Annotated in this window: 18 protein-coding genes; 8 read left to right on the top strand and 10 right to left on the bottom strand. The window is 63.1% G+C overall.

Annotated features, from left to right (window positions below; genetic code table 11):
• Positions 1 to 222: 222 nt before the first annotated feature.
• From AC07FD_RS12440 to AC07FD_RS12415, 6 genes are all read left to right on the top strand, one after another.
• The gene (locus AC07FD_RS12440; protein WP_477226931.1) at positions 223 to 1,251 is read left to right on the top strand and encodes a sulfate ABC transporter substrate-binding protein; all 1,029 of its coding nucleotides are present in this window, start codon (positions 223 to 225) and stop codon (positions 1,249 to 1,251) included.
• A gap of 22 nt (positions 1,252 to 1,273) precedes the next feature.
• On the top strand, positions 1,274 to 2,125 hold the full coding sequence (cysT, locus tag AC07FD_RS12435; RefSeq protein WP_095091462.1) for a sulfate ABC transporter permease subunit CysT: 852 nt from the start codon (positions 1,274 to 1,276) through the stop codon (positions 2,123 to 2,125).
• Entirely contained in the window at positions 2,118 to 3,002 is an 885-nt protein-coding gene (gene cysW, locus AC07FD_RS12430) for a sulfate ABC transporter permease subunit CysW (protein WP_478350098.1), read from the top strand. Before cysT ends, cysW begins: the two co-directional genes overlap by 8 nt.
• Before the next feature lie 13 nt (positions 3,003 to 3,015).
• A complete protein-coding gene (locus AC07FD_RS12425; protein ID WP_478350097.1) occupies positions 3,016 to 4,056 on the top strand; it encodes a sulfate/molybdate ABC transporter ATP-binding protein in 1,041 nt (346 codons plus the stop codon).
• Between the two features lie 223 nt (positions 4,057 to 4,279).
• A complete protein-coding gene (locus AC07FD_RS12420; RefSeq protein WP_478350096.1) occupies positions 4,280 to 5,266 on the top strand; it encodes a sulfate ABC transporter substrate-binding protein in 987 nt (328 codons plus the stop codon).
• A 349-nt stretch (positions 5,267 to 5,615) separates the two neighbouring features.
• On the top strand, positions 5,616 to 6,065 hold the full coding sequence (locus tag AC07FD_RS12415) for an RrF2 family transcriptional regulator (RefSeq protein WP_013530871.1): 450 nt from the start codon (positions 5,616 to 5,618) through the stop codon (positions 6,063 to 6,065).
• On the opposite strand, the gene AC07FD_RS12410 is transcribed toward AC07FD_RS12415, so the two are convergent.
• The 7 genes from AC07FD_RS12410 to AC07FD_RS12380 form a co-directional block, all read right to left on the bottom strand.
• Positions 6,062 to 6,604, bottom strand: coding sequence for a gluconokinase (locus AC07FD_RS12410; protein ID WP_478350095.1), 543 nt, complete (start codon positions 6,602 to 6,604; stop codon positions 6,062 to 6,064). The two genes, AC07FD_RS12415 and AC07FD_RS12410, sit on opposite strands and share 4 nt — an antisense overlap.
• Before the next feature lie 2 nt (positions 6,605 to 6,606).
• On the bottom strand, positions 6,607 to 7,593 hold the full coding sequence (locus AC07FD_RS12405; RefSeq protein WP_478350094.1) for an ABC transporter permease: 987 nt from the start codon (positions 7,591 to 7,593) through the stop codon (positions 6,607 to 6,609).
• The gene (locus AC07FD_RS12400) at positions 7,590 to 8,570 is read right to left on the bottom strand and encodes an ABC transporter permease (protein WP_478350093.1); all 981 of its coding nucleotides are present in this window, start codon (positions 8,568 to 8,570) and stop codon (positions 7,590 to 7,592) included. The genes AC07FD_RS12405 and AC07FD_RS12400 overlap by 4 nt, the downstream gene beginning before the upstream one ends.
• Positions 8,567 to 10,114: a sugar ABC transporter ATP-binding protein gene (locus AC07FD_RS12395; RefSeq protein ID WP_478350092.1), complete on the bottom strand. Its 1,548-nt coding sequence runs from the start codon at positions 10,112 to 10,114 to the stop codon at positions 8,567 to 8,569. Before AC07FD_RS12395 ends, AC07FD_RS12400 begins: the two co-directional genes overlap by 4 nt.
• A 79-nt stretch (positions 10,115 to 10,193) precedes the next feature.
• Positions 10,194 to 11,321 (bottom strand): sugar ABC transporter substrate-binding protein, encoded by a 1,128-nt coding sequence (locus tag AC07FD_RS12390; RefSeq protein WP_095091454.1) that lies wholly within the window; start codon positions 11,319 to 11,321, stop codon positions 10,194 to 10,196.
• A gap of 304 nt (positions 11,322 to 11,625) precedes the next feature.
• Entirely contained in the window at positions 11,626 to 12,654 is a 1,029-nt protein-coding gene (gntR, locus tag AC07FD_RS12385; protein ID WP_478350091.1) for an HTH-type transcriptional regulator GntR, read from the bottom strand.
• Between the two features lie 155 nt (positions 12,655 to 12,809).
• Positions 12,810 to 14,039, bottom strand: a complete 1,230-nt coding sequence (locus AC07FD_RS12380) for an MFS transporter (RefSeq protein ID WP_478350090.1) — start codon at positions 14,037 to 14,039, stop codon at positions 12,810 to 12,812.
• Between the two features lie 176 nt (positions 14,040 to 14,215).
• Between AC07FD_RS12380 and AC07FD_RS12375 the strand changes: the two genes are divergently transcribed.
• The gene (locus AC07FD_RS12375; protein ID WP_478350089.1) at positions 14,216 to 14,503 is read left to right on the top strand and encodes a DUF3175 domain-containing protein; all 288 of its coding nucleotides are present in this window, start codon (positions 14,216 to 14,218) and stop codon (positions 14,501 to 14,503) included.
• An 18-nt stretch (positions 14,504 to 14,521) separates the two neighbouring features.
• On the opposite strand, the gene AC07FD_RS12370 is transcribed toward AC07FD_RS12375, so the two are convergent.
• Both AC07FD_RS12370 and AC07FD_RS12365 read right to left on the bottom strand, forming a co-directional pair.
• Complete coding sequence (locus tag AC07FD_RS12370; protein WP_477286699.1) at positions 14,522 to 15,298, bottom strand: FadR/GntR family transcriptional regulator; 777 nt, start codon at positions 15,296 to 15,298, stop codon at positions 14,522 to 14,524.
• Between the two features lie 102 nt (positions 15,299 to 15,400).
• On the bottom strand, positions 15,401 to 16,297 hold the full coding sequence (locus AC07FD_RS12365) for an NAD-dependent epimerase/dehydratase family protein (RefSeq protein WP_478350088.1): 897 nt from the start codon (positions 16,295 to 16,297) through the stop codon (positions 15,401 to 15,403).
• A gap of 119 nt (positions 16,298 to 16,416) precedes the next feature.
• On the opposite strand from AC07FD_RS12365, the gene AC07FD_RS12360 reads away from it, so the two are divergent.
• Positions 16,417 to 17,355 carry an NAD(P)-dependent oxidoreductase gene (locus tag AC07FD_RS12360; RefSeq protein ID WP_478350087.1) on the top strand — a complete coding sequence of 313 codons (939 nt, stop codon included), beginning with the start codon at positions 16,417 to 16,419 and terminating at the stop codon, positions 17,353 to 17,355.
• Positions 17,356 to 17,503: 148 nt separating this feature from the next.
• Here the strand turns inward: AC07FD_RS12360 and AC07FD_RS12355 are convergent, their stop codons facing one another.
• Positions 17,504 to 18,289 carry a FadR/GntR family transcriptional regulator gene (locus tag AC07FD_RS12355; RefSeq protein ID WP_478350086.1) on the bottom strand — a complete coding sequence of 262 codons (786 nt, stop codon included), beginning with the start codon at positions 18,287 to 18,289 and terminating at the stop codon, positions 17,504 to 17,506.
• Positions 18,290 to 18,326 lie beyond the last annotated feature (37 nt).

The raw sequence follows: 18,326 nt of genomic DNA, 5'->3' as shown, positions 1-18,326 counted from the left end.
CGAATCGGGCCCGGCAGGCGAAGTCCTTGTCCCGGCCGGTCCAAAGCCTAGATCAAACGTCAGGCAGGCTCGCAGTTCGCTCAGTGCAGCCATGAGGAAGAAATTTCTCCGCACAGCGAAATATCGTCGAACATTTTCTTCAGGGGGCCAAAAAAGGCAACATTGAATGCATCTAATTTCTATCAATTCGGTAGATTTGGCGCCGGTTCAACGGAGGCGGAAATGACCAAACCTCATTTCAGGAAACTGCTCGGCGCACTGGTCGCCACATCTGTCCAGTTCGGCACGCTCGGTTTCGCTTTTGCCGACACCACCATCCTCAACGTGTCCTACGATCCGACGCGCGAGCTCTACAAGGCCTATGACGAAGCCTTCGCGGCGCATTGGAAGGCCGAGACCGGCGAGACGGTCACCATCCAGCAATCGCATGGCGGATCGGGTGCCCAGGCCCGCGCCGTGATCGACGGCCTCGACGCCGATGTGGTAACGCTGGCGCTCGAAGGCGATATCAATGCCATCGTCTCGAAATCGAAGAAGATCAATCCCGACTGGCGAACAAAATTCGAAAATAATTCAGCGCCTTACACCTCGACCATTATCTTCCTGGTTCGCAAGGGCAATCCCAAGGGCATTCACGACTGGAACGACTTGGTCAAGGACGGCACCCAGGTGATCACGCCAAATCCGAAGACCTCCGGCGGCGCGCGCTGGAACTATCTCGCCGCCTGGGCCTACGCCAACGCCAATGATGGTGGCGACGAGGCCAAGACCAAGGAATTCGTCGGCAAGCTCTACGCCAATGCCCCGGTGCTCGACACCGGCGCCCGTGGCTCGACCGTGACCTTCGCGCAAAAGGGCATCGGCGACGTGCTGATTGGCTGGGAAAACGATGCCTATCTGGCGCTCGACGAATTCGGCGCCGACAATTTCGACATCGTCTATCCTCCGACTTCGATCCTGGCCGAGCCGCCGGTGGCGGTTGTCGACGCCAATGTCGACGCCAAGGGCACGCGCAAGGTCGCCGAAGCCTATCTGGGCTGGCTCTATTCCAAAGAAGGCCAGACAATCATCGCCAAGAACCACTATCGTCCGGCCAAGCCCGAACTTGTGGCTCCGGCTGATCTTCCCAAGACACCCGACATCAAGCTGATCTCCATCGACGATCCGCTTTTTGGCGGCTGGAAGAAAGCACAGCCTTATCATTTCGGCGACGGTGGTATATTCGACCAGATCTACAAGCCGGCCCAGTGAGCTAGATCTAGATCAGGACGATATGACCACAGCACCCGCGCAGGCGGGGTGGCGGTTCAGACAGCCGAGTGTCATTCCGGGTTTCGGACTGACGCTCGGCTTCTCGCTTGCCTACCTCACCCTCATCATCCTCATCCCGCTATCCGGGCTGCTCTGGCGCTCGGCCGCCCTTGGCTGGCCTGAATTCTGGGCCATCGCCACCGATCGCCGCACCATCAAGGCGCTGGAAATCAGCTTCGGCACCGCCTTCATCGCGGCCGCCGTCAACGTCGTCTTCGGCACGCTGGTCGCCTGGGTGCTGGTGCGCTACCGCTTTCCCGGCCGCCGCATCGTCGATGCCATGGTCGACCTGCCCTTCGCGCTGCCGACGGCGGTGGCCGGCATCGCGCTGACCACGCTTTACGCGCCGAACGGCTGGATCGGCAAATTGCTGATGCCGCTCGGCATCAAGGTTGCCTATACGCCACTCGGCATCGTCATCGCGCTGGTCTTCATCGGCCTGCCCTTCGTCGTGCGCACCGTGCAGCCGATCATGGAGGAGATCGACAAGGAGGTTGAGGAAGCCGCTGCCACGCTTGGCGCCAGCCGCTTCCAGATCATCACCCGCATCCTGTTTCCAGGGCTGGCGCCGGCCATCGTCACCGGCTTTTCGCTGGCCTTCGCCCGCGGCGTCGGCGAATACGGCTCGGTCATCTTCATCGCAGGCAACCTGCCTTACAAATCCGAGATCGCGCCGCTGCTGATCGTCATCCGGCTGGAGGAATACAATTATCCGGCCGCGACCGCGATCGCGGCGATCATGCTCGCTTTGTCGTTCGTCATGCTGCTGGTCGTCAATCTCGCGCAGACATGGAGCCGCAAGCGCTATGGCTGATCCCGAGATCAAATCCTACGAGCCGCATCACGAGAGCCAGTCGGCGGCCGTCACGGAAAGCCGCCCGGCGCGCGTGGCGCTGATGTCCGTTGCCTTCACCTTCCTCGGCATCTTCCTGCTGTTGCCGCTGATCATCGTCTTCAACCAGGCACTGGCGAAAGGCGTCGGCGCCTATACGCAATCGCTGAGCGATCCTGACGCGCGCTCGGCGATCCGGCTGACGCTACTTGTCGCAGCGATCTCGGTGCCGCTCAACATCGTCTTCGGCATCTCCGCCGCCTGGGCGATCGCCAAGTTCGAGTTCAAGGGCAAGGCCTTCCTGACCACGCTGATCGACCTGCCCTTCTCGGTCTCGCCGGTCATATCGGGTCTGGTCTATGTGCTTTTGTTCGGCGCCCAGGGGCTGCTCGGCGGTTGGCTGAAGGCGCATGGCATCGTCATCCTGTTTGCGGTGCCGGGCATCGTGCTGGCCACCGTCTTCGTCACCTTTCCCTTCGTCGCCCGCGAACTGATCCCGCTGATGCAGGAACAGGGCAATGGCGACGAGGAGGCAGCCCTATCGCTCGGCGCCAATGGCTGGCAGACCTTCTGGTACGTGACCTTGCCCAACGTCAAATGGGGGCTGCTCTATGGCGTACTTCTGTGCAATGCACGTGCCATGGGCGAGTTCGGCGCGGTGTCGGTGGTGTCGGGCCACATACGCGGCCTGACCAACACCATGCCGCTGCATGTCGAAATCCTCTATAACGAGTACAACGCCGTCGGCGCCTTTGCCGTCGCTTCATTGCTTGCGGGCCTGGCGCTCGTCACGCTGGTCTTGAAAACACTTCTCGAGATGCGCTACGGCGCCGAGATCGCCGCGACGCGCGGACACTGATAGAGGGGTTTGCATGGAAGTTTGCGTTGCCAACGTGCGCAAGGAGTTTGAGCGGTTTCCGGCGCTTCACGACGTGTCGCTCGACATCAAGTCGGGCGAGCTGATCGCGCTTCTGGGGCCGTCCGGTTCCGGTAAGACGACGCTGCTCAGGCTGATTGCCGGGCTGGAGCGGCCGACGCGAGGAAAAATCTTCTTCGGCGACGAGGACGCCTCGCAGAGGTCGATTCAGGAGCGCAATGTCGGCTTCGTCTTCCAACATTATGCGCTGTTCCGGCACATGACAGTGGCCGACAATATCGGCTTCGGCCTCAAGGTCCGGCACGGGCCGTCGCGCCCGTCGGCGCAGGAGATCCGCCGCCGCGCTTCCGAACTGCTCGACCTCGTCCAGCTTTCAGGGCTGGAAAAGCGCTATCCGGCACAGCTCTCCGGTGGCCAGCGCCAGCGCGTGGCGCTGGCGCGTGCCATGGCGATCGAACCCAAGGTGCTGCTGCTCGACGAGCCGTTCGGCGCGCTCGACGCACAGGTGCGCCGGGAGTTGCGCCGCTGGCTGCGCGAAATCCATGACGCCACCGGCCACACCACCGTCTTCGTCACCCATGACCAGGAAGAGGCGCTGGAGCTTGCCGACCGCGTCGTGGTGATGAGCCAGGGCCGCATCGAGCAGGTTGGCACCGCCGACGACATCTACGACACGCCGAACTCACCCTTCGTCTATGGCTTTATCGGTGAATCGAGCTCGCTTCCCGTCAAGGTCGAGAATGGCGAGATCTGGCTTGCTGACCGTCCGATTGGACTTGCCGCGCCCCACGAGGCCACGGGCGACGCGACGCTGTTCTTCCGCCCGCACGATGTCGAATTGCTCGACGGCTGCAGCGGCTGCATCGCCGGCACTGTCGCCGCCAGTCGCCGCGTCGCCGGCACACGGCGGGTGGAGCTTGAGATCGGCGGCGAGCGCCAGCGGGTCGAAATCGAACTGCCGGTCGATCACCCCGCAGCGCAGAAAAGCCGGGTGGCCTTCCGCCCCGGTCGCTGGAAGCTCTTCCCGGCCGCTTGATCCAATCCGCCTGCCCATCGTTCGGGAAGGATTGTGCGCGCACGCGGCGTCGTTGTGCCGGCTGGGGCATCGAAAAATGCCAGAAAAGAGATCCTAACAGCCGGCCGTTTTGGCGATATCTTTTCTCGTGGCTAGGGCACGGGCCGCTGTGCGTGCCTCGTCGCGCATCATGCGCCACGGCTATGGTCCGACCATAAACGAATTGCATCGGAGGTCTGTTTTCATGAAGCGATTTTTCCTTGGCGTCGCCGCCGTCGCCGGCCTGCTCCTCGCATCCTCCCAAGCCTGGTCGGCCGACAAACTGCTCAACGCATCCTATGATGTCGGCCGTGAACTGTTCGTCCAGGTCAACAAGGCCTTCATCGCCGGGCATCCCGGCGTCACCGTCGACCAGTCGCATGCCGGCACCTCGGCGCAGGCGCGCGCCATCGCCGACGGGCTCGGCGCCGATGTCGTCACCTTCAACCAGGTCACCGACATCGATTTCCTGGTCAAGAAGGGCCTCGTTTCGGCCGACTGGCAGAAGGATTTTCCCGACAACGCCTCGCCCTTCTATTCGCTGCCGTCCTTCCTCGTGCGCGCCGGCAACCCCAAGCACATCAAGGACTGGAACGATCTCGTGCGCGACGACGTCCAGGTGATCTTCCCCAACCCGAAAACCTCGGGCAATGCGCGCTACACCTATCTGGCGGCCACCGCCTACGCCAAGGAAGCCTTCAAGGGCGACGACGCCAAGGTGAAGGAATTCATCACCAAGCTGTTCAACAACGTGCCGATCTTCGACACAGGCGGCCGCGCCGCGACCACCACCTTCGTGCAGCGCGAGATCGGCGACGTACTGATCACCTTCGAGTCCGAGACGCGCGGCATCCGCAAGGAATATGGCGACGACAAGTTCGAGCAGGTCACGCCCTCGGTTAGCCTGCTGGCCGAATTCCCGGTAGCGATCGTCGACAAGGTGGCCGACGAGCATGGCACCCGCGATCTGGCCAAGACCTATCTCGACTTCCTCTACACGCCGGAAGGCCAGGACATCCTCGCGCAGAACGGCAACCGGGTCCGCGACGCGGCCGTCGCCGCCAAATACAAGGCCGACTTCCCCGATGTCCGCCTGCTGACGGTGGACGACGTCTTCGGCGGCTGGGACAGGGTCCAGAACGAGCATTTCGCCGCCGGCAGCCTGCTCGACCAGACCTACGGCAGCCGCTGACGGGGCAGCATCCGAGGTGAACGCGAAAGCCGGCGCTGTGCCGGCTTTTTTCGTTTCGTGCGCCGGCAATCCGGTATTCAGCGGACCAAAGCATGATCCCGAACAGCGGAATCCGGTTTTCGCCAGAATCATGTTCAAGCCGAGAAGCAGAGTTCCATCCCGATTCTATCGGGTGGAGCAGGCTCTATCGGCTTCATCATGCAAAACATTACAAAGAATCAACGCGTTTGTGCCGTGCCATCTGGCGGCTTGTTTTCGCGAAACGTCATCGCACGGCGAAAACGTCATTATTTGCACACAAACAGTCGCCAGATGCGAGTGGCTGGGGCTTCAATGGGTTGATCAGGGCATGCTGACAAAAAAAGGCAAATACGGCCTCAAGGCCCTCGTGCATCTGTCCGGCCTGCCGGCTGGCCAACTGGCCTTTGTCAACGACATCGCAGTTGCCAACAACATTCCGAAGAAGTTCCTCGATGCCATCCTGGGCGAGTTGCGCAACGCCGGCTTCGTCCAGAGCCGCAAGGGCAAGGAAGGTGGCTACCGCCTCGCCCGGCCGGCCTCCGAAATCAAGATCGGCCATGTCGTGCGCGTGCTTGACGGACCGCTGGCGCCAATCCCCTGTGCCAGCCGCACGCAATATCAGCGCTGCGAGGACTGCGACGAGGCGACCTGCCAGGTCCGGCACATGATGTTGGAAGTACGCCAGGCGATTGCCGAAGTGCTGGACAATCGCAGTCTCGCCGCCATGCGCGACGCCGACAATGATGATTTTCCGGTCGAACTGACGTCGCAGATTTAGCGCATCTGACCAACCGTGGCGGCGACAAGTTCGTCGACCGGGCGCCTCGCGTCGAGCGTCAATGCCCGCTCATCCGCCGCCGGTGGCTCGAGGATGGCGAACTGGCTGTCGACCAGGCTCGCCGGCATGAAATGACCCTTGCGGCTGGCGACGCGTCGCCTGGCCGTGGCAGCGTCGATCTTCAGGTAGAGGAAGACGATCTCCGGGCAGAAGCTGCTCAGCCGCTCGCGATAGCTGCGCTTCAGCGCCGAGCAGGCGGCAACCACGCCTTCGCCCTGCCCTACCGACATCAAGATGCGCTCGCCAATCGCGTCGAGCCAGCCTTCACGGAGTTGATCGGTGAGCGGCTCGCCGCTTGCCATGCGCGCGACGTTTTCGGGCGGATGCAACTGGTCGCCCTCGATGAAGATGGCGCCCAGCACGGCGGCCAGCGCGGTGCCGACGGCCGACTTGCCGCAGCCGGCGACACCCATCACCACAATGGCCGGCGGCACCGAACCGGGAGCGCCCGTTGGCGCCTGTGCTGCCTTTTCGTCCACTGTCAGCGGCTTGCCGGCGCGCGGCCGTAGAGCAACAGCATAGCAACGATGACGACGCCATAGATGATCTGCCGCCCCGCCTCCGGCATCTGCATGACGGAAAGGATGGATTGCAGCAGCGTGATCAGGATGACGCCGGCGACTGTGCCGAGATAGGAGCCGCGCCCGCCCAGGATCGAGGTACCGCCAAGTACCACCGCGGCGATCGACGGCAACAGATAGGCGTCGCCCATCGATTGCGCCGCCTTGGAAGCATAGCCGGCCAGAAGCACGCCGCCGAAGGCCGAGAGCCCGCCGGAGACAGCGAAGGCAATCATCACCACGCGCCGTGTGTCGATGCCCGAGAGATAGGCGGCGCGCTCGCGATTGCCGATACCGTAGACGGCGCGCCCGAAGCTGGTGCGGGTCAGTACGAACACCATCGCCGCGCCGATCAGCGCCCAGATGATGACCGCGTTGGGCACGCCCGGAACGGCAAAACCGGTCGCCAGGTAACGCATCGCGCCCGTTGCCGAATCCTGTGGCGAGAAGCCACCGGTATAGACCACCATCAGCCCTTGCGCGACGGCGTTGGTGGCCAGCGTGATGATCATCGAGGGGATGCGCAGATAGGCGACGCCGATGCCGTTGACGACGCCGATCAGCATGCCGCAGACGATGCCGAACGGAATGGCCAGCGCCACGCCGACGGGACCATAGGCGGCCGCCGCGCTGGCCATCATGGCGCCCATTGCGACCGACCACGGCACCGACAGGTCGATCTGGCCAAGCAGGATGACCAGCATCATGCCGGTCGCGATGACGCCGAGGAACGACGCCACCTTGAGCTGCTGCAGAAGGTATTCAGGAGACAGGAAGCTTCTGGAATAGAGGCTGCCGAGGAACAGCAGCAGCACGATGCAGGCAAAGGCCGTCAGCACCGCCGGATCGGCGCGCCGGATGAATCTGGGCATGCGGCCGGCAATGCCGCCAAGCGTCGTTTCGCTCACAGGAACCACTCCAGCCGGTTGCGGACCCGAAACAGGGCGAAGGCGCCGAGGCTGACCGCGATCAGCAGGATAACGCCCTGGAACAGCGGTTGCCAGAGCGGATCGAAATCGAAGACGAAGAGCAGGTCACCGATGGTGCGGAACGCCAGCGCGCCGAAGATCGCGCCGATGGCGCTGCCCTTGCCGCCGAACAGCGAGACACCACCGAGCACGACGGCGGCAATCGAGAACAGCGTATAGGCGTTGCCGCTGGCATAGGCTGCCTCGCCGGTATAGGTGAAGAAGGTCAGGAACAGCCCGCCGACTGCGGCAAGCAGCCCGGCCAGTGCGTAGGCGGCGAATTTGCCACGGCGGATCGGCACGCCGGACATGTAGGCTGCCGTCTCCGACGAGCCGGCTGCGTAAGCCGCACGACCGAGCACCGAGCGGCTGAACGGCACCCAGACGAACAACACCACGGCCAGCAGCACGACCAAGCTTGCCGGCACCACGCCGAACAGTCGTCCGGTCAAAGCGTCGGCGAGGTCCTCATTGACCGAGCCGCCTGGAAAAGGTCGCAGCAGCAGGGCAATGCCGAAGTAGACGGCGCCGGTAGCGATGGTGGCGACAATCGGCTGCAGCCTTCCATAGATGACGATGGCGCCGTTGATCGCCCCGCACAGCAGCCCGGCGCCGAGCACCGCGAGGACGCCGAAGGCGGTTTCGAGGCTAGTGCCGATGACCAGCCAGGACGCCAGGCAATTGGTCAGGGTGAAGATCATGCCGACGGACAGGTCGATGCCGGCGGTGATCACCACCAGCGTCTGGGCCATGGCGACGAAGGCGAGCAGCACGCCCTTGTTCGCTGCCGTCTGCACGACATTGGCGGTGAAGCCGGCCGGGTGGTTCGAGGTGTAGATGACGAACATGACGATGAAGATGCCGAGCGCCAGCAGCGTCCCGCGCTGCTCCGCCAGCCAGTAGCGCCAATCCTTCACGCGTTTGCTCCCAGGCTCACGGGGTTCTCCTCGCCATGGATGTTGAGCGCGCTGGCGATCAGCGCCCGCTCGGTGATCTCGGCGCCGTCCAACTCGCGCTTGACCGCCCCGTCATAGAGCACCAGCACGCGATCGCAGCAGCCGATCAGCTCGTCATAGTCGGTCGAATAGAACAGGATCGCAGCACCGGCATCGGCGAGCTTGCGCATCAACTGGTAGAGCTCCTGCTTGGTGCCGACATCGATGCCGCGCGTCGGATCGTTGAGCAGGATGATGCGCGGCTGGCGCATCAGCCATTTGGCGATCACCACCTTCTGCTGGTTGCCGCCCGACAGCGCGCCGACCGGAATGTCGAGCCCCGCGGTCTTGATAGCCAGCAGGCCGACCATGTCGTCGATCAGCCGCTGCTCGGCGACCCGGTCGATGATGCCGGCTTTGGACAGCCGGTCGAGCGCGGCGAAGGACAGGTTCTCACGCACCGTCATCGGCAGCATCAGCCCTTCGGTCTTTCGGTCTTCGGGAATGAGCGCCATGCCGATACCGTCTTCACGCGCGCCCGCCGGGCTGGCGATGGCAACGGGCTTGCCGTCGATGAGGATCTGGCCCGACAGACCACGCAACACACCGAAAAAGGCAAGCAGCAATTCGCGTTGGCCCTGACCGTCGAGGCCGCCAAGACCGACGACCTCACCTGCCCCAACTGTCAGCGAGACATTGTCCAACCGGTCGGTCCATGAAAGCTTGCGTGCCTCCAGCACCGGAACGGCGGCAGCCGAAGCGCGTGGCGGCTTCGGCGGAAAGATGTGGCTGTATTCTCGCCCGATCATCAGTTCGACGACTTCATTGTCGCTCTTTGTGCCCGCCGCGTAACTGGCGACATTGCGACCGTTGCGAAACACCGTGCATTGGTCGGCCAGTTCGGCGATCTCGTTCATGCGGTGTGAGATATAGAGCAGCGCCAGCCCTTCCGAGCGCAGTCGCTTCAGCACGCCGAAAATCTTGGCGACATCCGTCGCGGTCAGTGCCGAGGTAGCCTCGTCGAGGATCAGGATGCGCGGCTTGCGTGCCAGCGCCTTGGCGATCTCGACCATCTGGCGGCGCGACAGCGGCAGGTCCTTGACCAGCGCCAGCGGGTGGATGTCTGCGGCGCCCGCGCGCGCCAACGCTTCTTCCGCAATCCGGCGTTGTGCCTTGCGGTCGATCATTCCGAACCGCGTCGGCGGGTCTGAGATAACAATGTTGTCGGCAACGCTGAGTTCGGGAACCAGCGACAGTTCCTGGAAGATGCAGACGATGCCGGCCTGGTTGGCGGCAGCCGGCGAAGCGAACGTCACCTCGCGGCCATCTAGCGTCATGCGCCCTTCGTCGGGCGCAACGACACCGGCCATCACCTTGATCAGCGTCGATTTGCCGGCACCGTTTTCGCCGAGGATGCCGTGAATGCTGCCGAATGAGACCGAAAGCTCGGCCTTTTCCAGCGCCCGCACACCACCATAGCGCTTGGATATGCCTTCCATCCGGAAGAGCGGAATCGCACCGTCCATCGGGCCTCCCGAGGCTCTTTGACGACTAGGGATATCGAGTGGTCGGCGCCGCGGAATATCCCGCGGCGCCTGGGTGCAGCTACTGGTCGGCCTTGGTCTGGCCCATGATTTCCTGCGCGGTGAAATTGATACCGCAGGTCGGGAAGGAATTGCCGACGAAGAAATTGTCGGACTGATCAGGGAAGAAATCCTGACCTGCCTTGAAGTTCGGATCCTCGACGATCGCAAGCGGCAGCTTGACCGACTGCGGGACGACATTGCCTTCAAGGGCTGCGATCGCCGTCTTGATGGCAACCGCCACCTGGGCGGGGCCGGTACCGGCCGACGAGCATTTCAATCCGTCCGCCGCATGGGCCGCGCAGAATTTGCGGAAGCCGTTCTCTGTTTCGCCGCCGAACGGCACGAACGGATGCTTGGCGTCGATCATCGCCTGCACGATGCCGGTATCGCCACCCTGGCCGGTGATGCCGACGAACGGACCATTGGTGGCGATCGCGTCAGCCGTGACTTTCTGCGCCGTCGGATCGTCCCACTTGCCGGCGACTTCGGTGACGTCCCATTTCTTGCCCGAAGCGTCGAGAACCTCATGGATGCCATTGTGGCGATCGGTGTCGACCGACGTGCCGGCAACGCCACGGACTTCAAGAATCTTGCCGCCTTCGGGTATATGGCCGGTCAGCCATTTGCCCCAAAGTTCGCCAAGGCCCTTCTGATCGACATTGACGTTGATGGCATCCTTGGTATCGAGAATGTTGTCGAAGGCGACCAGCACGACGCCGGCTTCCTTGGCGCGCTTGATGACCGGCGCGAAAGCGGTCGGGTTCTGCGCGTTGACAACAATGGCGTCATAGCCGGAATCGATGAAGTTGTTGATCGCCGAAATCTGCGCCGGCACGTCCTCGCCGGTCGACACCACCTTGAATTCCTTCAGCTTGGCGGCGACGTCCTTCTGCGCTGCGTAAGCTTTGGCGGTCTGGATCATCTGGATGCGCCAGGTGTTGGCGATATAGCCATTGGCGAGCGCAATCCGGTATGGGCCATCTTTTTTGGGAAACTTGAAGAACTGCGTATCTGCGGCCCAAGGCGCGAAGCAATCCGGTTCGGCGGCTGGTCCCTTCACGACTTCGGGGCCGGCGGCCATTGCGGCCGAGTTGAGCATGACAAATGCAGTGGCGGCAACGATGCCACCCACGAGTGACTTGATCATCGATATTCCTCCCAGTTGCAGTTTTGATTGTTGTTGGCTGCCATGCACTTCACGCGTCCGGCCAGACACCTCCCGTCTTGCCTCTCGCGCTTTCTTAAGTCGCCAATGTCGACCCGATTCCCTCCTTTGCCACCTCCAAATCGGAAACAAAAACTATCATATTATACATAATAAACAAGCATCAGCTGTCGCTTATATATAATAAACAGGACTTGGCCTTTGCCGTAAGTTTCCATTTTGGGCAATTGGTAGCGCTACCATGACGTTGTGTAAACCGGCATTCACACAGTCGCTTCTGTGTGTTTCAACGGGCGGTGCTCTCGCGGCGCTTGAGTTCGAAGCCGAGATCGACGATCCGTTGTTCCGGCCTGTTGCCGGCGATCGCCGCCAGCGCCATGGCGACCGCGCGTCGGCCGATCTCATAGCGGTGGGTGCGGATGCTGGTGATCGAAGGAAACGCCACCTGCATCATGTCGAGGTCGTTGAAGCCGACGATGCCTATCGTCTTCGGCACCGCGATCGAGGCGCGATGGCACTCGAACAACACGCCGAGCGCGATGTCGTCATTGTTGCAGAACACACCGTCGAGCGTCGGTACCTTGGCTAGCGCGTCGCGGAGCATTTCGCGCCCGAGCGGCACGCTCGACAGCACCGGCGTGGTGGTGACGAGGCGTGGGTCGAACAGCCCGGCGGCCTCCATCGCCGCGCGATAGCCGGCAAGGCGCCGCTGCGAGCGCGGGTCCATGCGCGCGCCGATGAAGCCGATGCGGCGGTAGCCTGTCTCGATCAGATGCTCGGTCGCCGTCCTGCCGCCGTCGAAATGCGAGAAGCCGACCATCATGTCGACAGGATCGTGCCCGGTTTCCATGACCTGCACCACCGGGCAGCCGGCGCTCTCCAGCAGTCTTCGCGAGGTCGGTGTCTGGTCGATGCCGGCGACGATCAGCGCTGCCGGCCGCTGCGAACCGAAGACCTGCAGCAGCCGCTCTTCTTCGAGGCCGGAATAATGGGTGTTGCCAAGCTGGATGCGGAACGGGCTGGCCGACAGGCTGTCATAGATGCCGCGCACCACCTCGGCAAAGACGTTGTTGGTGAGCGACGGCACCAGCACGCCGAACACCTCGGCGCGCGCCGAAGCCAGTGCCCGCGCATTCGGGTCCGGCACGTAACCAAGTTCGTCGACTGCGGCCTGGATCTGGCTGCGCAGCTCTTCCGAGACGCGCCCCGGCTCGCGCAGGGCGCGCGACACGGTGATGGCGCCGACACCGGCCTTGCGCGCGACATCGGCAATGGTTGGGCGGCCGCCGCCCCGGCGCGAGCGCGGCTTGATCAAGGACCCGCTCGCTGGCAGGAGCACCCACCAAATCGCGGTCGCGATACGATCGTCCTTGCTGTCGTCATCTCACCCGGCTTGCTTTGCCGCCCACTCGTCTTCTGGCGTCGCGCAGCCTTTCGCCCTTGTCAAGCAATGCGAACAGCCCTGCCCGTTCAAGCCATCGCTACGGCACGCTGTCTTGCCTTCCAGAACAACAGCCCGATCGCCAGTATGTTCAGCAGATTCCAGGCGATACCGTTGAGGAATGCCGCGGCGTAGGAGCCGGTCAGGTCGTAGATCCAGCCCGACATCCAGCCGCCGATCGCCATGCCGAAGATCGTCGCCATCATGACGATGCCGATACGCTGGCCGGCCTCCTTGGCCGGCATGTATTCGCGCACGATGATCGCGTAGCAGGGCACGATACCGCCTTGCGACAGGCCGAACACCAGCGACACGACGTAAAGCGAGGCAAGTCCGTCGAAGGGAATGTAGAACAGCAGTGACAGGCATTGCAGCACCGAGCCGATGAGCAGCGTCTTCACGCCACCGATGCGGTCGGCGAGAAAACCGGAGGCCAGCCGGCTGGCGACGCCCGCCGCCATCATGATCGACAGCATGTCGGCGCCGTGCGCCATGCCATAGCCCAGATCCATGCAATAGGCGACGATATGCACCTGCGGCATCGACATCGCCACGCAGCAGCCGAGGCCGGCGACGACCAGAAGCACCTGCAAGGCCGCCGGCGACAGCGAGATCGGCTGCACCGGCCGGCTTCCCGGCGAACCAGTTGCGGCCGCCGTCGGGGCACCGCGCCGCAGCATCAGCACCAGCGGCACCATGGTCACAAGGCAGAAGACGCCGATCGCGGCATAGGTGAAGCGCCAGCCTTCCGCCTTCATCAGCGTCGGCATGATGGTTGGCCAGATCGCTCCGGCAAGGTAGTTGCCGGCAGCCGCCGCGGTCACAGCGACACCGCGCCGGCGATTGAACCAATGCGAGATATCGGCGATCAGCGGCCCGAAGATCACCGATGTGCCGACACCGATCAATAGCCCTTGAGCAAGGGTGAATTGCAGGATCGAGGTCGACAGCGCCGCCAGCAGGAGGCCGGCGGCGAGCGCCATCGAGGAGAGCAGCGCCGGAATCCAGTAGCCCATGCGGTCGATGGCGCGGCCGACCAGCACGTTGCCGGCGGCGAAACCGATCATGGTCGCGGTGTAAGGCATGGACGCTGCGGCGCGATCAACGCCGAACTCGGCCTGTACCGTGGGCAGCACGACGACGACAGCCCACATGCCGACGCCGCCGATCGTCGCCAGCAGCATCGAAATGGCGAGCCGCATCCAGGCATAGCTGCTATCGATACCGGGGCTCAGCCGGCTCAAATCGGTTCGGGTCAAGGCGTTTCCTGTCGGCGGTCTCGAAAATCGGCTGCCGTTTGCGCCACTATCGGCACATTCGCAACGCGCAGCAGCGCCACGGCGGGCAAATCCGTCGCACCAGACCCCATACGAATGCGGAACCGATGCCAAGGTATGGAGTTTCCCGGCAAGCCACCCTGCAAAGGAGTCCTATCATGACCGCGAAGAAGAAATGGTCGGCCGAGGTGACCGAGCACAGCGACGCGATGGATCTCGAGGACCACGTCTTCGAATCCGACGACGCCAGAAAGATCGCCGCCTCCCTCAAGCGATCCGCCGAACACAGCCACCGGCGCAAGGCCGAGCCCTTCCAGTCCGCCATGTCGATGCTGAACTTCTACATCAACCGCGCCGGCAAGAACCTGCCCGCTTCGCGCAGGCAAGTGCTCGAGGACGCCAAAGACAAGTTGCGCGCCGCCTTCGGGCGGGAGAAGGAGGATTAGCCGCGACCCTTTAGGCGCCTAGCGCGAACGGATGACGCCGTCGGTGTTGGCCAACAACTTGCGCACCGCGTTGCGCGCCGCATCCGGCCGCTGCAGGCGGATGTTCTTCTCGATCGCCTCGTGCAGCTTCTGTGCGTGCTGCAAATCATCCAGCTCCCGCGTCGTATAGGCGAACAGGTGGTCGAACGCGGATTCGATGAGCACGCCGAGTGGCACCAAAAGGTCGTTGCCGGATGCCCGCAGGATCGCCAGGTGGAAACGCGTGTCGGCACGCGTGCGCTCCTGCAGGCTCGTCGCCTCGCCCATCTCGCGGCAGGCCTGGCTGATCTCGGCCATCTGCTCGTCGGTCCGCCGCATGGCGGCAAAGGCGGTCGCTTCCGGCTCGATGATATGGCGGAACTCCTGGACGGTCTTCAGGAACACCTCGCGATCCGGGGATGTCGCGTACCAGGCGAGCACGTCGCGATCGAGCAGGTTCCAGCGTTCCTTCGGCTCGACCCAGCTGCCGATCTTGGGGCGCGACGCCAACAGGCTCTTGGCCATCAGCATCTTGATCGCTTCGCGCACCGCCGAGCGGCTGACGCTGAAGGTCTCCGACCATTTCGCTTCATTGGGCAGGATGGTGCCGGGCGGGTAGTCGCCGCGCACGATCCTGAGGCCAATCTCGCTGGCCAGCGAAGCATGGACGCTCGAGCCGGGGATGCGCGCCGCGTCTGGTCGGCGAACGCCCGCCGGGCGCTCGCCGGAGGCCGCTTTCGCTGGCGATTTTTCCTTGTTCGGCTTCGCGTCCCGCATAGGCTCCAGAAAGGCCGGATTGCAAGGGCTGTCAAGCGCGGCAAGCGGCTCAGGCGGCAAAGCCGGCCGCTGTGCACAGATCAGCCCGATTGCTCCGACGGATCAGGCCTGCTTGACGTATTTGCGCCAGCTGTGCTCCGGGCGGAAGCCGAGAATATCCCGCGCCTTGCGGTTCGACAGCAGCGTCTCGTATTCGCCGAGTTCGGCTTTGACCGGTACGCTGGGATAGAACCGCTTCAGGAGTTCGGCGGTCGGCAGGTCGGATGAGGTATCGTCATTGGCGGCGTTGAACACCTGATAGCCGAGCCCGTCCTTCTCGATGGCACGCAGGGTGATCTGGCCAAGGTCGCGCGCGTCAACATAGCTCCAGGCGATGCGCTTGCGGAACCCCGGGTCGGCGAACCATTTCGGAAAGAGCGAATATTCATGTGGCTCGATGACGTTGCCTATGCGCAGCGCATAGATGTCGATGCCGCTGCGCAGCGCAAAGGCGCGCGCCGTCTTCTCGTTAACGACCTTGGACAGCGCGTAGCTGTCCATCGGATCGACGTCATAATCCTCGTCGAGCGGGAAATACTGGGGATCACGCGGCTCGTTGGCGAACACCAGCCCATAGGTCGTTTCGCTGGAGGCAATCACCACCTTGCGGATGCCGAGCTTCACCGCCGCCTCTATGACATTGTAGGTGCCGAGCGCATTGATGCGGAACACCTCGTTGTCGGTGGTGATCATGATCCGCGGGATGGCGGCGAAATGCACCACCGCATCGACCGGTTGGGCGCGCAGCGACGGGTCGAATTCGTGCAATCCCATATAACTCGACAGCGCGTTGAACACCTGTCCGCTGTCGGTGATGTCGGTGATCAGCGTGCGCACCTTGGGATTGTCGAGCGGCTTGGTGTCGATGTTGAGCACCTGGCAGCCCTGCTCCACCAGATACTGCACGACGTGGCGTCCGGCCTTGCCGCTGCCGCCGGTGAACATGATCCGCTTCGTCATTTTACTCTCCACATACGCTGGGATTTATGTGTATTGTCAGACAAAATCGCAATCCGCAACCACCCTCGCCTGCAAAACGGCAGCGCTGATCATCAATCATTGCAACAGGACTTGAAGACATGAACACGACTGCCGCGAGCGAAAAGATCGGCTTCATCGGGCTTGGCCTGATGGGGCATGGGATCGCCAAGAATATTGTCGACAAGGGCTACAGCCTAACCTTTCTCGGCCGCAAGAACCGCAAGCCGGCGGAAGACCTGCTTGGCCGGGGCGCCACTGAAACATCGACCTCACGCGACGTCGCGGCGGCATCGGACATCGTCTTCATCTGCGTGACCGGTTCGCGCGAAGTCGAGGCCATCATTCGCGGCCCCGGCGGCCTCAAGGAGGGCTTGAAAAAGGGCGCGGTCGTCGTCGACTGCTCGACCTCCGATCCGGTCTCGACCATTGCACTGGCGGCTGAACTCAAGGCGCTCGGCATCGACTATGTCGATGCGCCGCTAAGCCGCACGCCTAAGGAAGCCTGGGAAGGCACGCTCGACGCCATGGTCGGCGCGCCGGACGCCGTCTTCGCCCGGCTGAAGCCGGTGCTGGAAACCTGGGCCGGCCGCATCGTTCATATCGGCGGCACCGGCGACGGCCACCGCATGAAGCTGCTCAACAACTTCATCTCGCTCGGCTATGCCGCGATCTATTCGGAGGCGCTGGCGCTGGCGCAGAAGGTCGGCATCTCGCCGCCGCGCTTCGACAGCGTCATCCGCAACGGCCGCATGGATTGCGGCTTCTATCAGACCTTCATGCGCTGGACGCTGGAGGCCGACCGCGACGCCCACAAATTCTCCATCGCCAACGCCTTCAAGGACCTGACCTATCTGGAATCGATGGCCGGTGCGGCCGGCATCGCCAACCCGCTCGGCAACGCCACCAAGAACTCTTTCGCCGGCGCCTTCGCCACCGGCCCGGCCGAGCAATTCGTGCCGATGCTGGCAACCCATATCGGCAAGTTCAACGGCGTCGACCTGATGCCGACCAAGGATGGCAAGAAACAGACGATTTGAGGTGAGAAGCGGTCCGCGCAACTGACCAAAAGCCAATTGCTTGGCTTTTCGAGTTTCGAACGGTGAAGGCCGGGTCCGCTTCCGGGCGGAAAAAGGGCCAGTGGACATTTTAAAGGGAAAGCCCGAAGGGCCGGCTGTCACTGCCGCACTACCATCGCCTTGACCGTCCGATCCCTTCATCGGTGTTCTCAAGCAGTTTGTGCACGGCGTTGCGCGCGGCTGTCGGACGCCGCAGCCGGATGTTCTTCTCGATCGCCTCATGCAGCTTCTGCGCCTGCCGTTGATCACCAACCCTCTGCGTCGTGAAGTCGAAGAGATGGTCGAGGGCCGATTCGATCAGCACGCCGAGCGGCACCAGCAGATCGTTGCCGGAGGCGCGCAGGATGGCGAGATGAAAACGCGTGTCGGCGCGGGTACGCTCCTGCAGGCTTAAGGCATCGCCCATCTCGCGGCAGGCCTGGCTGATCTCGGCCATCTGCTCGTCGCTGCGCCGCATGGCGGCAAAGGCCGACGCTTCCGGCTCGATGATATGGCGAAACTCCTGCACGGTGCGCAGGAATGCCTCGCGATCGGGCGCTGTCGCGTACCAGGCCAGCACGTCGCGGTCGAGCAGGTTCCAGCGCTCTTTCGGCTCGACCCAGCTGCCGATCTTGGGGCGCGAGGCCAGAAGGCTCTTGGCCATCAGCATCTTGATCGCTTCGCGCACCGCCGAACGGCTAACGTCGAAGATTTCGGCCCATTTGGCCTCGTTGGGCAGGATGGTGCCGGGCAGATAATCGCCGCGCACGATCCTGAGACCAATCTCGCTGGCCAGCGAGACATGAACGCTCGCTCCCGAAAAGTGTGCAGCGCCAGCCCTGCGCATGACAACCGGACGGAGGCTGTCATGTGCCTTGGCCCGGTCGGCTCGCTTCTTTGACTTTTTGTCCGGCATCCACGTTCCAATGAGTCGGCCGTCTGTTGTCCGGACT

Source organism: Mesorhizobium waitakense, from assembly GCF_056431085.1.
Note: the sequence above shows the minus strand (reverse complement) of the source record. Positions and strands in the feature narration are given on the sequence as shown.

Bases quoted from the DNA above. Each gene is read 5' to 3' on its own strand.
- AC07FD_RS12370 (WP_477286699.1), bottom strand. From the start codon at position 15,298: ATGCGGGACGCGAAGCCGAACAAGGAAAAATCGCCAGCGAAAGCGGCC.
- AC07FD_RS12355 (WP_478350086.1), bottom strand. From the start codon at position 18,289: ATGCCGGACAAAAAGTCAAAGAAGCGAGCCGACCGGGCCAAGGCACAT.
- AC07FD_RS12420 (WP_478350096.1), top strand. From the start codon at position 4,280: ATGAAGCGATTTTTCCTTGGCGTCGCCGCCGTCGCCGGCCTGCTCCTC.
- AC07FD_RS12375 (WP_478350089.1), top strand. From the start codon at position 14,216: ATGACCGCGAAGAAGAAATGGTCGGCCGAGGTGACCGAGCACAGCGAC.
- AC07FD_RS12425 (WP_478350097.1), top strand. From the start codon at position 3,016: ATGGAAGTTTGCGTTGCCAACGTGCGCAAGGAGTTTGAGCGGTTTCCG.
- AC07FD_RS12415 (WP_013530871.1), top strand. From the start codon at position 5,616: ATGCTGACAAAAAAAGGCAAATACGGCCTCAAGGCCCTCGTGCATCTG.
- cysW (WP_478350098.1), top strand. From the start codon at position 2,118: ATGGCTGATCCCGAGATCAAATCCTACGAGCCGCATCACGAGAGCCAG.
- AC07FD_RS12390 (WP_095091454.1), bottom strand. From the start codon at position 11,321: ATGATCAAGTCACTCGTGGGTGGCATCGTTGCCGCCACTGCATTTGTC.
- AC07FD_RS12365 (WP_478350088.1), bottom strand. From the start codon at position 16,297: ATGACGAAGCGGATCATGTTCACCGGCGGCAGCGGCAAGGCCGGACGC.
- AC07FD_RS12440 (WP_477226931.1), top strand. From the start codon at position 223: ATGACCAAACCTCATTTCAGGAAACTGCTCGGCGCACTGGTCGCCACA.
- cysT (WP_095091462.1), top strand. From the start codon at position 1,274: ATGACCACAGCACCCGCGCAGGCGGGGTGGCGGTTCAGACAGCCGAGT.
- AC07FD_RS12360 (WP_478350087.1), top strand. From the start codon at position 16,417: ATGAACACGACTGCCGCGAGCGAAAAGATCGGCTTCATCGGGCTTGGC.
- AC07FD_RS12395 (WP_478350092.1), bottom strand. From the start codon at position 10,114: ATGGACGGTGCGATTCCGCTCTTCCGGATGGAAGGCATATCCAAGCGC.